The following is a 16,140-nucleotide window of genomic DNA, read 5'->3' as shown; positions in this document are numbered from 1 at the left end:
ATGACTTTTTTTATTTTATCCCATATACTAATTATTAATCTTATTAAGAAGGGAGAAAGAGATGTACGATCAGAAATTGTATTATAGATACTTAATTAGTTTAGGGATTATTATATTTGTTATTATCTTTTATATTAAGGGTGGTAAATTCGATCCATCTATTCTGTTAACTGCTTCTTCTGCTGCAGGTGTAACTATTATTTTAGATAAATTTATTGTTAAAACAATACTTTGGAAGTTATGTCCGGATTTGTTCTATACCTGTAAGCTAACTAATATTCCATTTCTAGGTGGGTGTTGGGAAGGAACTCTTGAATCAAATTATAAGCCTCCTGGAACAGACGCTAAACTACCACCAATACCAGCACGTATTGAGATACGTCATGAATTTGATAGTATACATATTAAAATGGAAACGAATCAATCATATAGTAGTAGTTACGTAAGTGGGGTCATTGAAGATGAAGGTAAGCAGAAATTCTTATGCTATTTATATGGCAATGATGCTGATAAAGACCGTGAAGTCAACCCGAAGCATGATGGTGCAACACGTCTAAGAATTAAACATGACGGTACTGTTGTTTTAGAGGGACATTATTGGACCGGGCGTGAAACAACAGGATCTATGTATTTTACTAGAAAATCAAAAAAAAACCTCCCTATATAAGGGAGGTTAATTAAATAGATATGCTTTTGCATGTTTTAAAAAATCATGAACCTGATTGAGGGTGTATTTTCTACCAGAATGAAAAAGATATAAAAGTTCCGACACTTCCCCCCATTCCCCACATAAATCACGATTACTTGTGTTATAAATTAAATATTCCAAGGACCCTTCCACATCATCGGATAATTTAACATGACCAAAGTAATTATTAGGCACATTCCATACCAAACATTCTATTAGAAATGAAGAGATTGTTTCATGTTCATAACCATCTTCTTTCATTTTATATCTAAGCCTTTTTAGAATACGGACTACTCTTTTGTATCGACGATTTGTTATATTATTTTTCCGTATTCCGTTTTCATAATGTTGCACGGGATAGTTGTTAACACGCTCATTAGTATAACGAGCGTCAAAAGCTGTCCCCGTGATGAACGTTCCGTCTTCACGATACCTTCTATGCTCTAAACAAGGAACTACATCTGCATCCACTCTATACGAATTCGAATGCAAATCAAATGCTTTATTTCCCCTATTAACATTTTCTGAACCAAATTTTGCATGTAAGGCCCTTTCGATTGCATCTCGGTAGTCACTAAATTTATAAGAACTAGACATATTTCCAAAATCACTTTTACTTTTTTCTTTTGGATAATCGGCGTAAAAAGTATCTTTTAAAACGACAGCTATGTCCACATCGCTGTTTAAACGAACATTAGTATTATTGTGATAAGATCCTTTAGGAATTATATGAATGTTCATTTCTCTCAATTCATCAGATTCACGTATAGCATCTTTAATCATTCTCAAAGCATTTTCACATTTTTGAGTTTCAGTTTCGCTTGCTGGTTTACACCAATTTTTACACGTATCTTCTATGCTAGATTTTAATTCAAACATTGTTTCCTCCTTGTTTTATAGGTTAAATATGGAAAACTTCTATATACAAGTATATAATATTTTTCGAATTTATACATATATTAAAGAAATGTTCTTCTTTCTTATCTAATATAGGGCACCATACATGACCACCAAGAAGAGGATTGCATAACATTATACAACCCTCTCTTTGTTCAATTTTTATATGAGTAGAAACGGTATTGCATATTTCTTATAAACATCATAACTCTACTTCAATCCACATCTAAATTAAATGCATCTACTTTTGAATCTTGTGTAAGAAGGTTTACATTTTCTTCTCTAACTACTTATATTTATATTTTCACTAATATATTATTATATGGATATTAATTAAAATTATTTAGGGGAAATGATATATCATTTCTTTTTCTTAATTCACAAAATTTCAAAAATACAAATCTATGGATGCTAATTTTTGTTATATAATGAAATTGTCAAATCAATCTCTAAGTTTTTTTGTTGTACCTGTTAAAATACGCTGTTTTACTCTTACTTTTATTATTACAAAAAGAACTTGTAGTGATCCCTACAAGTTCTTTTTGTTTTATAATTGTATATATGAGATAAATTTAAACACCCAATAATATAGTAGAATATGCATCCATTTTATGTTTAAATGATTCTTCCCCACCCTCCAGATATTGAACAATGTACTTCATGACTATCTTATCACTTGGATATCCTCTATTCTCAATCCATCCATGCTTGTTATCTGATTTTAGTACAATTACTTGTTCCGCATCAGCATTAGTTACAATTGTTGAGCTATGAGTGACTACAATAACTTGTCTTTCATTTTTTACTTGTCGCAAACTAGATACTAAATTCTTATATATATATTGATTATCTAAATTATCTTCAGGCTGATCAATAATTAAGGGACTATTATCACCACAATATGTACCATAATTCAATATAAATGTTAGTATTGCAACCACCTTTTGCCCCAAGGACAGGTATTCTATGTTTTTCATAAATACTTTTTCAGCATGGATTGACTCTTTTGAGTTAATGTTAAAGAAAAGCGTGTAATCGTCAATGATTGCAAAATATTTATTTAGTGCAGATAATAAGAGGTCCTTATCCTTAAGTAATTCATTTTTAATTTCCCTATAAACTGTCGGTAAATTACGTTCGGTAATTGTTTCAAAACCTTTATCAACATCAGTTATAGAACTACTAGCGTTTTTTGTAAAGTTCAAGATTGAAACTATTTTTTCTAGTTCCTTATACTTATCGGTTACTAATAAATTGAAAAACTCTAAGAATCCTATACGATCTACAATTTCATATAAATATCTTTCCACTTCTCCCCATGTTAAAAAGGTTTTAGCTATATGTTTATTTTGATTGATACGAAGCAACAAATCTCCAAGAAAGTAATCTAACCGTCCTTGTTTAGGGGAAAGTTCAATTTTTATTAAATCTTTATTTTCTTTATTAAATCCATCAATAACAGTTCTAACTTGTGCTTTTTGTGAATCCAGACTTCTAATCAAATTGTTCAAATTTTCTCTAAAATATTTTTTGTATTTATTTTTGTTTTCCTTTTTTAGTTGATTTAAAAACTCTTTAAATTCAAGTTTTATTCCATTGAAAACTGTCTCTCGTACAAAATCACCAATTTCCCCTTGATCTATTCGATGAATGATATTATTAATCGAATACCCTTTTCTGTAAACTTTTTTTAAAATTTCACGACGGTTTTGAATAGTAACTAAGGATACAACAAATGTATCTTCTCTCTTCTTCTCGATTTCAAATAACTCCATCCAGTGGTTAGCAAGTTTTATTTTATCATCTTGAAGCATATCACCTATAAAAGCATTCTTATGAAAAACATGTTTACCAGTGTAACTTTTGCCGCTATCTCGTTGCGGAAGGAAACGAATTATATATTCCTTTCCTTTTAAAGAAAATACAATATAAATTCTCTTGTGCTGAGAAAGAAATTCTAACTGATCTCTATTTGTAGTTTCCATGGTAAAAACCGTTTCGATAATATTCAATAAGGTGCTTTTTCCAGTACCTCTTCCGCCTATGATACAGTTTAAATCCCTAGAAAAATCTAAGTTGAACATATTCTTATCAAACTTATCTTGTTTTCCTTGAGCTCCACATAAATAACCATCATCTCCAGGATCGATACATATTCCTTTTATATATTTATCTGTAAAATTGGGCTTGGTAGTAAAAACACAGAAACTATAATTACTAATCGCTTGCCTTAACGCTCCAAAAGTAAAACTATTGAATTTTATCCAAGTATTGTTTATCCCGATACTGTCTAAATCATGAGCATCACTTTCATGAAGAAAACAAAATTCTTTCTTTTTTACATAATTTCTAACTGAGTTTAATACTTTCCCTTTAACACTTATGTTAGTCAAACCTAACACTTTTAGAATATCTGATGAAAATAAACTTTTTTTATAGATATTTGTTCCAATATAATCTGAACTGTTTATGTGTGCTATATAAGGTAATCCACCAATATCTGCTATAGCTCGAATTATTGTTAGACTATGATCACAAGTTCCATCCTTTTCTGTAATTACAAAGCGTTCTAAAAAATTCATTACATTTTTATAATTTGCTTCATCAAATATACCAACTACATGATTTTTATCAGCACAGGATATTTCTACACCTAAGAATAAATGTATGCTTTTTTGATTTAATACTTTTCCTTTTAGCCGCTCTATAAAGTATTTATTAAGAGCATACTGGAGTTTATAATAACCACTAATGGTATTATGATCCGATATTACTACAACCTCAATTTTGTGTGAGTATAGTTGGTGGGCAATCAACATATAAGCTATGTATTCTTTTAAGCTATCATAAGGTACTTTTTGATGAGATAAAGCATCAAGATACTCCTGTCCTTTATATTCACCTTCATTAACGAGAGAAAGCATTTTCTGTTGCTGAATCTCAGTAAAATAACCATAATCTTTTGCTATATTGATTACCTCTTTTTCTGTTAGTTGTTTAAACGACTTATCAGGAACTAGACGGTAATCATACGAAGCTGGGGTATGCAAATGGATTTCACACTTTTTCAAGTCTCCATATCTTTTCTGCGCTTTTTCAATTTTCTTATATATCTCTAATAGGTCATCTGTAATTACATTCATTCTACCCATCCTATCACTTTGATTTACTAAAGCAGTTAGAGGTAAGCCATTAGCATAATTATATCATCTATGATATATAATAAAAAAATGTAATTGCATTTACACTAGAGTACGTGAAAATAATAGAAATATAATTGTGCATTACATATACAGTAAAAAGGAACACATATTATATAGCTGATATGTGTTCCTTTTTATTAACATGGGGAAATATTAAAAATAACTATACAACTTCTCAGATTACCTTAATGTAATACCAATAATATTTGATGTACAATGTAGGGCTTTCTTAATTGTATCTTCACCTAATACTTTTTCTTCTTCACTATAATAGTCAGCAATTTCTTTTATGGTCCATCCCTGAATTTGAAAACGTACAAGCCATTCAAAATGTTCTTTATTTCTTTTTTCTTTTCCTTCTATATATCCTAAATTTTTTATATAAGACTCAGTACGGTTCTTATATAAGTCTTTATACTGTCTAAAAGCGATATCTAATTTTTTTTCAAATTCACTCCATGGTTCATCTCTAGGATCCCATGCATACCCTAATGTATATCCTTGTATATTTTCTTTTCTTCCATTAAAGGCCTCAAATAAATCAAATTCATAGTTGGTATAAATGTTTTCATAGCTATGTGCTTCAATGGGAAGCCCTGTAATGTTATACTGATTCATATTTTCTGAGTTTGGAGTAAAAACAAAAGGAAATTCATCTCCAGTGAAAACTTTGTCTTTAATTTTTTTTTCGTCTAACTCTTCTTCATCCTCTATATAAATTGAATCAGTTATAGACCAATTTATAATATATTGTGGTAGCTCTCTACCAATTTGGGTATAAAATTTCTTTTTTTTCTCTATTTCTGCAGGGTGATTTCGTTTGCTAGGTATAGCCCAAAGTCCAATTTCTAAAAACGTTTTCTTATTTAATGAATTATCCACTAAATTATATTTTTGAGCCCAATCAATAATTGCATCTCTTAATTCTAGAAGGTGGGAATTACATTGAGTATTTGCTTTTTCAAGCACTGCCCAATCACTCATATCTACAATACTACCATTAGAATTATCTAATGCTTTGTGTAATCGCTCAGCTGTCGTATAAATTGGTACAATCTTATTTAAATCTTCCACAAATTGAGGATCAAGTGCTTCTATAACACGTAAAAAATAACTAATTGCCTGATACTGGTAATGATTTGTGAATACAGGGATATTATCTATTTTATCTCTTTCCGGATGAAAATATATTTTCTTCATGAAATCACCTCAACTTTTATTTAATGCTATTGTCTCACCTTTATTTTTACTTTAATAGGAAATACAAAAAAAATTTCCAATTCTTTTTTACACAGTATCCTTCATTAGGATCAAATGCCATTATTGGGCTTATAAAGTACATTACAAGAGAATTTCCTATACCCTACTATTCAAAAGAAAATATATCAAAATTTACATATTCTCTAATTTTTTCATCTGTTTTTTAAACACTTCACATTTTTAATTTCACAAAGATATATATTTACTGTATTCCCTATATCTATTGCATTATATAGGTCCAATTATTTTCTCTCCTTAAAATAAATTGCAATAATTCCCTATACTTTATTTAATAAATTCAATGTAATTATTGTAAAATTCTTTGACTACTAAAATGCTCCTATAGTTATATAAAAAAGATCCTGTAAAACAGGAACTAAACAAAATTTAGAACATAGCAACATTACTTTTATTTATAAAGAAAAGACATCCTAAGATGCCTTTCTACTCTGTAACATATTTAAATACATAGTACATAAAAAATAGACAAGATAGAGATGCTAGTCTGCCAGCAATCGATTCTCTCATAAATTTCATAAGTATGACTTTGACAAGCAATGCTAAGAATAACGGTATAAACAGTACCATAGCAAGTTTGATCGCTAGGTCATTTATTGTTGGATTAAATGGTTCAAAATTAATTATAGTATTCACTTACCTTTCTTAAATTATTTTATTCATATAATATAATTATATGAATAAAATCACTAAAAAGATACAATAAGGTTCCTTTCTCCAACTGAACCATCTTAATTTTAACCTGTTCTGGTGCAAATATAGGACACATTACAAGAAACAATCAGGAATTCCTACCGAAATTGTTCTTTTTTATCATATGCATGACTTCTACTCCTATATGATATTACCCAATATAACAAAAAAGCACCGCTACGGATGCTTTAGCCTACATATTCATCTATTTTACTAAAGATACGATTAATAGCAGGTACTACGCATGCAGATGCTACAATTGCAGAAATAAGTTTAACAAAAAACAAGCTTACAGTCATATTAACACCCCCTGCTCTAATAATAAGCAGGAAACATTACATAAATTTTAAAATCATATTATTTTAATATTAATTTTTGTTTATCTTTGTTACAAAGATAAACAAAAATTAAAGAGCTTGTTTTAATACAGAAACTAATTCATTTATACTTTTCATTTCTTCAATGAAGTCTTCATGTCATGAATATAGCCAAGATGTGTTCTTATCTTCTTCTGAAATAACTTCTTTAAGTTCGCGTTCTAATCTTTCGTACTTTGCAAAAAAAGTCCTCGAACATTACTGGCTAAGTAGTTTAGAGTTTCTTGTCCTATGTTCAAAAAGTTTAGACTTTCATGTCCCGTTATTGAGACATGAAAGTACCTACAAAATTTATGATAATGGCTATTTATCAGCGATTGCTCATGAGATTTTAGTTTAGACTTTTATGTCTTTCTACACTTAATGTACTGTACAAAGGCATGAAACTCTAAACTCTCATTTTTGGGACTAGCTTGGGCCAAGAAAATCCAAACTAAAGTTTTATAGATTTACAGAACTAAATACATGTGATCTTGTGTGAACGTATATGTTTAAATACTACGTTACTTTTATTTATAAAAAAGGCATCCTAAGATGCCTATCTATTCTGTAACAAATTTAAATACATAGTACATAAAAAATAGACAAGATAGATAGGCTAGCCTGCCAGCAACGGATTCTCTCATAAATTTCATAAGTATGACTTTGACAAGCAATGCTAAGAATAACGGTATAAATAGTACCATAGCAAGTTTGATCGCTATGTCATTCATTATTGGATTAAATGGTTCGAAATTAATTATAATATTCACTTACCTTTCTCTTATCGTTCTATTTAAAGAATAAAATTATACAAATAAACTCGCTAAAAAGATACCATAAGGTTCCTTCCTCCAACTGAACAATCTTAATTTTAACCGGTTCTTTTGCAAATATAAGACGCATTTCAGGGAACAATCAGGATTCCTACCGAAATTGTTCTTTTTTGTCATATGCATGGCTTCTACTCCTATATAATATTATCCTTTATAACAAAAAAGCACTGCTATGATTTCTAGGAGTATTGAAAATGTTCTATCGTACTAAATTCACTTTATAAATAGAACATATAATAAAAGACCTTGCTACACAAAATAGCAAGGTCTAGATATAGTAAAATAAGCACCTTAGAGATTTATAGGTGCTTTTATTTAAATTCATTTCCACAAAATAAAATGTAAAAAACTAAAAAAGCAAAAAGGACACTTTTTTAGTTTTTTAGCTTCCCAGCACAAATTTGAAAAAAGATTTCAAGCTATCCTTCACTATCTTTAAATTTTCCTCTTAAATTCTTCTCAAAGATAACCCTATTATCTTCCATCTTATTATAAGTTTGAAATAAAGCTTCTCTTTTCTTTTTTCTTACCCTTGGTTCTGGAGGATAACATGACGGACATTTTGCAGCCCCTTCATGTCTAGCTTTGACCATTGCTTTATATTCATGTCCACACTTACCACAAATCCACCATGCTCTTTCGTTACATCTGGTAGATGTCTCCTCTGGTGTTGTTACACCATATACTTCTTTATTCTTTGTAGGATGCCATTCTTTTGCTATTTCTGGGTTATGAAGAGCAATTGACTGTTGATACTTTTCACAAGTTCTACATCCCTTACCATTTTTCACTCTTAAATTTATTTTTTCTCTCCACATATGACCTTCTTTACAAACCCACATTACTTCTTCATTTGAAGTATAAATTGCCTCATATGGATTTCGGAATTTCTGCCGATAACATGTGTCAAAGATACAAAACTCCTTTGCTATCTCTGGATACATTGTTGCTAATGAGTTGTCTTTGCAAACTTTCTTATTTGAACAGTATGGACACACAGTTTTATCATGAAGTCTACTTCTAACAGACTCCTTCCACTCATGACCCTTACCACATATCCACCATCTAACATTCCAATTCTCTTCATCAATCATCTCATTATCAGGTGTTACATCTGCATTTCTTTTGAAATTCCATTGCTTAGATAAATCTGGATCAATACATCTAAGTGATTTAGCTTCTATTTTATTAACATTGTTTAATTTATCTAGCTGCTGCTTTTTCTTCATACACTTTGGACAAAGCTCATCTTCAACTTTCAGCCTATCATTAGGAGTTGATCCCCAAACATGTCCCTCAGAGCACTCCCACCAAATATATTCGTAACTTCCATATGTAATATCTTCAGGATTCAAGTGACCATTCTTGATAGGATGCCATTCACTTAACAGCTTTTTAGAAAGACCTGTATTTATAAGTAAATTAATCATAGTATTCTCACCTCTATTTTTCTGATTCAATCCACCATTTGTCTGCGTTCAATTCTTCTGTAGTCATCTCATACTCATCTAATTTAACAATTTCATTTTCCCTATTAAAAAAGCAAGGCTTTACAAATATAGAAGCATTTCTATAACTATAACTTTCACCTTTATACGCTTCAATTTTAGAAATTTCTAGCTTATAAACATATAATGGATGTGAATATATTTGTCCAACTTTAAAAGTTTTATCACTATTGTTTTCCGAAGAAATCTCTTCAACTATCACTTTACTTGGAGTACCATGGAAATGACTATCCCACATTACGTTTCACCCTAACTTTAAATTTATTTAATTCTATTGTATCAGAATATTCACACGTGCAATTAGGAAAAAGGTATAATTTTATCATTATTTTCATCTATTATAATAAAATAAGTTAAAGATATTACTGGCTAAGTAGTTAAGAGTTTTTTGTCCTATGTTCAAAAGGTTTAGACTTTCATGTCCTGTTATTAAGACATGAAAGTACCTACAAAATTTATAATAATGGCTATTTATCAAAGATTCTTTATAAGTTTTTAGTTTAGAGTTTTTTGGAACTTGATTGGATAAGAAAATCAAGTTCCAAAACTTTATTGATATACAGAACTAAATACATGTAATCTTGTGTGAACGTATAGGCTTAAATACTACATTACTGTTATTTATAAAGAAAAGACATCCTAAGATGTCTTTCTACTCTGTAACAAATTTAAATACATAGTACATAAAAAATAGACAAGATAGATATGCTAGTCTGCCAGCAATCGATTCTCTCATAAATTTCATAAGTATGACTTTGATAAGCAAGGCTAAGAATAACGGTATAAAAAGTACCATAGTAAGTTTGATCGCTATGTCATTTATTGTTGGATTAAATGGTTCAAAATCAATTATAATATTTACTTACCTTTATGCAACTTCTTATTTATATAGTTTAATATAAATAAACTCGCTAAAATGATACCATAAAGTTCCTTTCTCTAACTGAACCACCTTAATTTTAACCGGTTCTGGTGCAAATATGCATGGCCTCTACTCCTATATGATATTACCCTTATATAACCAAAAAAAGCAACGCTATGGACGCTTTAGCCTACATATTCTTCAACTTTACTAAAGATACCATTAATAGATGGAGGGGTATAATTATAATCGTTATCAGTGAACATTAAAAAAGATGATTCCGATTGAATATCGGAACCATCTTTTCCGGGCTTGATTTTTCAGTTTTTTTTTATTAAACTGTCCATTTTAAAGGGTACATTTCAGTTGACTCCGCACCTTTTTAAAAATAATTTATATGAATGTAAATCGCCTTTAACACCACAGTAAAATCTATAATATCAATGTTACATCTTACTACTTTGTATCCCATTTTTCTAAATGGAAGTAGAACAATACCCCATCTTTTGTATTAGTTACACCGTACTTTACATTATGTAAATCTAATATATTTTTTACAATTGAAAGTCCAAGACCCGTTCCACCATATACTCTTTTTCTTGATTTATCCACTCTATAGAATTGATCCCATATTTTATCTATGTTTTCTTCTGCTATATGTGCCCCTTTATTTTCAAACCCTATATATACGTCATGTTGTTTCTCGTTTACATCTATCACAATGGTTCGATTCGCATCTGTATAGCGAATCGCGTTGGTAAACAAGTTTGTTATGACCTGTTCTAACAGATGTGTTTTACCTTTAACACAAACATTATCTATATTTAATTTGATGTGTAGTGATTTTTCTTTAATTTGAACTTGTAAATCTTTTGCTGCCTTTTGAATTAAATTCCCTATATTAACCTGCTCCATCTGTATTTGGTACGTTCCGGATTCATATTTAGCCAAATTCAACATTTCATCTATTAACACATTCATTTTCTCTATTTCTTTTTCTAATGCTTCCCAATAATATTGATTCATTTCAGGCGCGATTCCATCTTGCAGCATAGATGCAGATATTTGCATGACACTGAGTGGCGTTTTTAATTCATGCGAAACGCCTGCAATGAAATCTTTTCGTGTCTGTTCTAATTTTTTCTCTTTTTCTAAGTCTGTTTTTAACTGATTGATATATCCTTCCATTCTTTCTGAGAGTTGATTAATATTAGAGGAAAGCTCACCAATTTCATTTTTTGATTTGATAGAAAGCTTATCTTGAAATTGAAATTGCATTATTTTTTTCGTTGCTTCATTAATTTTTAGTAATGGTTTGGTAATAATTCTTGAATAATATAAACATACAACCAGCGATAGAATCAGCACAAATGCTATAATATATATAATAATCACTCATTACATCTGTCACTTTTGTAATCGGTTGTAACGAAGACAATGTATAAATGAATTCATTTACTTGTCCATTTTGCATGAGTGGTTTTATCGTTTCTAGATACTTGATTCCATCTATACTGATTTCATTCTGAACCCATTCGTCTCCTTGTAATTTCACTTTATCGCTGATCCATTCCGATTGAAATTGCAAAATACGATTTGCAAACACCTCATTACTATACAATGTATTATTCATTTTTGAATTGAAGTAAACTGGGAAATTTATCTCTGTTACAATTCCCTCTAAGAAATAATATTTCTCACTTTCTTCTTTTGAAAAAACCTTCATACCATTTTTAGCACCAGACATCATATATTTATCAATCTGATAATAAGTAGGTGCAACAAAATTTCCATCATAACCTTTTATTCTCAATGTTGTAGGAATCACTATGTCTTTATTCGATCTTTTACTTACTGTATCCATGATAGCTAGTTTAGTCGTTTTATTGAGTAAACTTGTAATTAATATACTGAAATTAGGATCCATATCTTTCTTTGCATTGATTAAATTATTAAACACAACCTTAGAGGATCGACTCGAATCATTTTTATCAACTGTTTTTATATAATGATCTCCTGATGGTAATTTCTTGATATTGGCTTCTTTATCGAGCCTAGCAATCATAATACCCTGCTGATTAGCATACGAGAGTTCCTTCCTCTGGAGTGTATTTTCATCCTGTTTATGAGCTTCATAAAATGTATAGTACCGTTGTAATTGCTTCTGAACATTTTCTTTTTCTTTATCTATATATAAGTATTTCATCACATACATTTGTCCGAAAAAGATAGCTGCGATAATCATGCAACATAGTAAAAAGGTAAGAGAAAATAACTGAAACACAATCTTCTTTCTCATCATTTTTCTACCTCAAATTTATAACCCGTACGAACAACTGTAATAATGTGTTTTGCTTTCTCACCAAGTTTTAATCGTACATTACGCATATGTGCAGTTAGTGTTTTATCATCTCCATCATAATCGTATCCCCAAATATTTGTGATTAACTGCTCTCTTGATAGTACTTGTTCCTTGTGTTGCATTAAAGAGTGTAAAATTTCATATTCTGTATGTGTAAAATCTATTTTTTGTCCATCTATTGAAACAGAACGTGCTGATTTATCTAAGCGAATACCACATAAATTAATACAGTCCTGATATTGTACTTGTTGATTTGTATCTTTGAACAAACGTTTTGCTCTCGCTAATAAAATAGACGGTTTAAATGGTTTTGTTACATAATCGTCTGCCCCAAGTTCAAATCCAAGTAACGTATCATCTTCATCACTTCGTGCCGTTAATAGGATAATAGGAACATTAGAATTCTTTCGAATACGTCTACACACTGACCATCCATCCATTAATGGGAGCATAATATCCAAAATAACTAAACTGATATTATGCTCTTGTTCAGCAAACAAATCTAGCCCAATTTGACCATCTTCCGCTGTAATTACTTCATATCCATCATGCGAGAAATAATGGGCTACAGTCTCTCGGATAATCTGTTCATCTTCAACTATTAAAACTTTTTTCATCTCTATTCTCATCCAATCTACGTTCGTTTTACATTGAAACTGTCATCGCTTGTCTTCCCATTTGAATCCAGGCTTGTTCAAAACTATTCCGATCAATTGCTCTGTGTTTGTCCTTCTTTAGTGGATCGTTAATATATACATATTGTTCATCATAATCGGTCACAACGACACTATGCTGGTGATATGTCACTTTCATTTCTCCTGCATCTGTACGCCATGTATAAAATTCATCATCAGGTAACCGTTTAAAACGGGCATTTGTTAATACCCATACAGGTTGCCCTCTGTCTATCGCCTCATATATTTGCTGAGGTTCTTTGTGACTTAGATCCTTCACTTTCTCTTCTGAAACATACTCCTTTGCCAATTCTAAAATCGGCTCTACATAAACACCTAGTCCAGGTTTATCAAATGTAGCTATATCCCCAATAAACCCTTTGTGCATATTCCCCTTTATACCCTTTCCCTGAAATGGTACAGACTTTATCTTTGCAGCGAGTTCCATCTTATCGACTTGTACACCTGAAAATTGCAACACCATAGCAAGGCTCGTTACTTCACAACCTCTCATCAATTCTGGTTTTTGTAGAATCAGCGGCACATCCAATGGCCTTACTATCACTTTTTCTTGCTCTATGGGCCTATTTTCTTTTTCAAGTACCTTTTCTGATTCTACTGATTCATTTCTCATATATTCTACTTCTGATTTTGCATTCTCCTCTTGTGGTATTGCAGGTTGTATTTTAGTAAATATAGGAATATCACCATGTGACATACCAATGTTTGTATTTAATACTGATAGTGTAAATACAAACAGGGTTGTTTTTCTAAATGGATTCATCATTATCTCTCCTCGATGCTTTATAAGGAGAGTGTAATTTGTTTATATTTAGATAAAATCATATTTATAGAAAGACAAAGTAAAATTCATATCAAGATTATATAAAGATAATTGCTTTACGTATTAATCTTATGTGCTACAAATATTGCTTTCAACAAGCAATATTTAACTTCTTTAAGTTCACGTTCTAATTTTTCGTACTTTGCAAAAAGTCCTCGAATTCTTTTCATTAAAGTATAATCTTCGAGATTTTAGGTATGTGGTTTGATTATTATTTACAAATCCTATTGCTATATGGTAATTACTATTTATCAACAATTATTTGTGAGATTTTAGTTTAGACTTTTATGTCTTTCTACACTTGTACATGGACATAAAATAGATACTTTTTAGAAGAGAAAGTATCCATTTTCATGAATATCTTTTGTTACTTATGTAGAATTAAATTTTAGTTGAATTTCACATTTAATTAGGTTTTACTATTTAGTTTTGTTTCAAATGCAGTTAAATTAGTTGAAGCCTTACTAAAATTTGGTTCAGAAAGTTGTTTAGGTCTTCGTACTTCTGTCTTCTATTGGAGCTACACCTTGTATCTCTTGTAATATAGAATTTGCTACATTTTCTCTATAAAATTCTTCAACTATATTTTTCAAATAAATACAATTTCTTTATTCCTTGAATAAAATCAATAACTCGGCATACAATACCTCTGCATCGAGCAGTTAGACTGGGCTAACTGCTCTTTTATTGAATAAATTTTTAGGGCATGTTAACAATATAGGTAATCCAAGTTTGAATACGAATAAACATTGTATTCATAGTATTTACTAGAGCAGTTAGTTTTTTCTAGCTGCCTTTTTGAGTTTTTCCGAATAAAATTCTAAATTATGTGTTCACGAGTAATAATGGTAGATAAAGAAATAGGAATTCATCATTTATTTAGTTGAGTGGATATGCAGGGGAATTTACTCCGTTATTGGATAAGGACGGAAAGTCAATGTTAAAACTATATATTCGAATAAAACAATTTATATTATTCAACTATATGGTAGCTTTAGTTTCACAAGGAAATAAACAACTTTATTATCTGTTTTGATTTCAGAAGTAAAGCTGAACTTAACTTTTTTAAAAGGAGATACTACAATTTAAGCAGTGCCTCCTTTACGTTTTTATAAGTGAGTTTTAATGACCTTATTGTTTCTATTCATTATGTCCAATGCTATAGATGGGCTGATGCAGCTTGAATTCACAGTGACTTCTTTAATTTTGTTTTTCCTTTTCTTCTAGGAATGAGCAGTTAGTTTTCTGCTGAATGCTCTTTTATATTAACTTGTTTGTCATCATATATTACGGATATGTAGCTATTAACTCATAGGGTCTTCTTTTAAAGAGCACTTGTACCTAGTGCTCTTTTTAGTTTCCTTATTTAGCTCACTTTTAATTTTACATAATATTTTTAATTCCGTTTATACTATAGTTGTAACTTTAAGTTACAACGTATTGTGGGTATCGTTATTGTTGGACAATAAAGCAGTTAGTTCATTGAGCTAGCTGCTTTATTATTTAAATAATAACAACATTAAACCTCTCCCTATAAATTGTTATTCATAACATCATTAGTTACTATATTTTAGTTTTATTTCCCACTTTTCCAGCATATTCTTTAAGAAGGGTGTTTAGCTAAAAAAGTTACCTCCTTATCGATGAGCACTCACTTATGTAGTGCTCCTTTTCATGCTGTACAATTCTGTTTTACTTGTATAATTATATATAGTTTCTTTTTTGAACCTCCCACATTCTTTTTTACAAGTTGCAATGAAACAGTTAGCTTTTTTCTAACTATCCTGTTTTTATTTTTCACTTTTTAGTTAAACGTACATATATTAACTTTGAACAATGGCCAATAGGATACTTAACCTACCTCTCTAAGAGCACATTTATATCTGTGCTCTTTTTTGAGTCACTTTAAAATAACGATTTTGTTTAGTTATCATTTGAT

General features: G+C 30.2%; 10 protein-coding genes and 1 pseudogene. 1 reads left to right on the top strand and 10 read right to left on the bottom strand.

Going from position 1 to position 16,140, the window contains the following annotated elements:
- The first annotated feature begins 61 nt into the window (after positions 1–61).
- The gene (locus QCI73_RS28735; RefSeq protein WP_000272250.1) at positions 62–667 is read left to right on the top strand and encodes a Cap15 family cyclic dinucleotide receptor domain-containing protein; all 606 of its coding nucleotides are present in this window, start codon (positions 62–64) and stop codon (positions 665–667) included.
- A 6-nt stretch (positions 668–673) separates the two neighbouring features.
- Here QCI73_RS28735 and QCI73_RS28730 read toward each other — a convergent pair whose 3' ends face one another.
- The 10 genes and pseudogenes from QCI73_RS28730 to QCI73_RS28685 form a co-directional block, all read right to left on the bottom strand.
- Entirely contained in the window at positions 674–1,567 is an 894-nt protein-coding gene (locus tag QCI73_RS28730; protein ID WP_000462438.1) for a nucleotidyltransferase domain-containing protein, read from the bottom strand.
- 590 nt (positions 1,568–2,157) lie between these two features.
- A complete protein-coding gene (locus tag QCI73_RS28725; protein ID WP_001100989.1) occupies positions 2,158–4,728 on the bottom strand; it encodes a Spaf_1101 family AAA-like ATPase in 2,571 nt (856 codons plus the stop codon).
- A gap of 240 nt (positions 4,729–4,968) precedes the next feature.
- Positions 4,969–5,988 carry a hypothetical protein gene (locus QCI73_RS28720; protein WP_000725498.1) on the bottom strand — a complete coding sequence of 340 codons (1,020 nt, stop codon included), beginning with the start codon at positions 5,986–5,988 and terminating at the stop codon, positions 4,969–4,971.
- Positions 5,989–6,492: 504 nt separating this feature from the next.
- Positions 6,493–6,702 (bottom strand): hypothetical protein, encoded by a 210-nt coding sequence (locus QCI73_RS28715; RefSeq protein WP_080015052.1) that lies wholly within the window; start codon positions 6,700–6,702, stop codon positions 6,493–6,495.
- Positions 6,703–7,678: 976 nt separating this feature from the next.
- A complete protein-coding gene (locus QCI73_RS28710; protein ID WP_001021329.1) occupies positions 7,679–7,888 on the bottom strand; it encodes a hypothetical protein in 210 nt (69 codons plus the stop codon).
- 482 nt (positions 7,889–8,370) lie between these two features.
- Complete coding sequence (locus QCI73_RS28705) at positions 8,371–9,381, bottom strand: zinc-ribbon domain-containing protein (protein ID WP_000609152.1); 1,011 nt, start codon at positions 9,379–9,381, stop codon at positions 8,371–8,373.
- Positions 9,382–9,394: 13 nt separating this feature from the next.
- A complete protein-coding gene (locus tag QCI73_RS28700) occupies positions 9,395–9,697 on the bottom strand; it encodes a hypothetical protein (protein WP_000263523.1) in 303 nt (100 codons plus the stop codon).
- A gap of 1,080 nt (positions 9,698–10,777) precedes the next feature.
- A pseudogene (locus QCI73_RS28695) lies at positions 10,778–12,620 on the bottom strand (sensor histidine kinase).
- Positions 12,620–13,300 carry a response regulator transcription factor gene (locus tag QCI73_RS28690; protein ID WP_000756749.1) on the bottom strand — a complete coding sequence of 227 codons (681 nt, stop codon included), beginning with the start codon at positions 13,298–13,300 and terminating at the stop codon, positions 12,620–12,622. Before QCI73_RS28690 ends, QCI73_RS28695 begins: the two are co-directional and overlap by 1 nt.
- A gap of 28 nt (positions 13,301–13,328) precedes the next feature.
- A complete protein-coding gene (locus QCI73_RS28685; RefSeq protein WP_001997354.1) occupies positions 13,329–14,144 on the bottom strand; it encodes a C39 family peptidase in 816 nt (271 codons plus the stop codon).
- Positions 14,145–16,140 lie beyond the last annotated feature (1,996 nt).

It is taken from the genome of Bacillus cereus group sp. MG16, from assembly GCF_040459875.1.
Lineage (GTDB): Bacteria > Bacillota > Bacilli > Bacillales > Bacillaceae_G > Bacillus_A > Bacillus_A paranthracis.
The sequence above is the reverse complement of the archived record's forward strand: the minus strand, read 5'-3'. Positions and strand labels throughout refer to the sequence as shown.

Bases quoted from the DNA above. Each gene is read 5' to 3' on its own strand.
- QCI73_RS28735 (WP_000272250.1), top strand. From the start codon at position 62: ATGTACGATCAGAAATTGTATTATAGATACTTAATTAGTTTAGGGATT.
- QCI73_RS28730 (WP_000462438.1), bottom strand. From the start codon at position 1,567: ATGTTTGAATTAAAATCTAGCATAGAAGATACGTGTAAAAATTGGTGT.
- QCI73_RS28725 (WP_001100989.1), bottom strand. From the start codon at position 4,728: ATGAATGTAATTACAGATGACCTATTAGAGATATATAAGAAAATTGAA.
- QCI73_RS28720 (WP_000725498.1), bottom strand. From the start codon at position 5,988: ATGAAGAAAATATATTTTCATCCGGAAAGAGATAAAATAGATAATATC.
- QCI73_RS28705 (WP_000609152.1), bottom strand. From the start codon at position 9,381: ATGATTAATTTACTTATAAATACAGGTCTTTCTAAAAAGCTGTTAAGT.
- QCI73_RS28700 (WP_000263523.1), bottom strand. From the start codon at position 9,697: ATGTGGGATAGTCATTTCCATGGTACTCCAAGTAAAGTGATAGTTGAA.
- QCI73_RS28690 (WP_000756749.1), bottom strand. From the start codon at position 13,300: ATGAAAAAAGTTTTAATAGTTGAAGATGAACAGATTATCCGAGAGACT.
- QCI73_RS28685 (WP_001997354.1), bottom strand. From the start codon at position 14,144: ATGATGAATCCATTTAGAAAAACAACCCTGTTTGTATTTACACTATCA.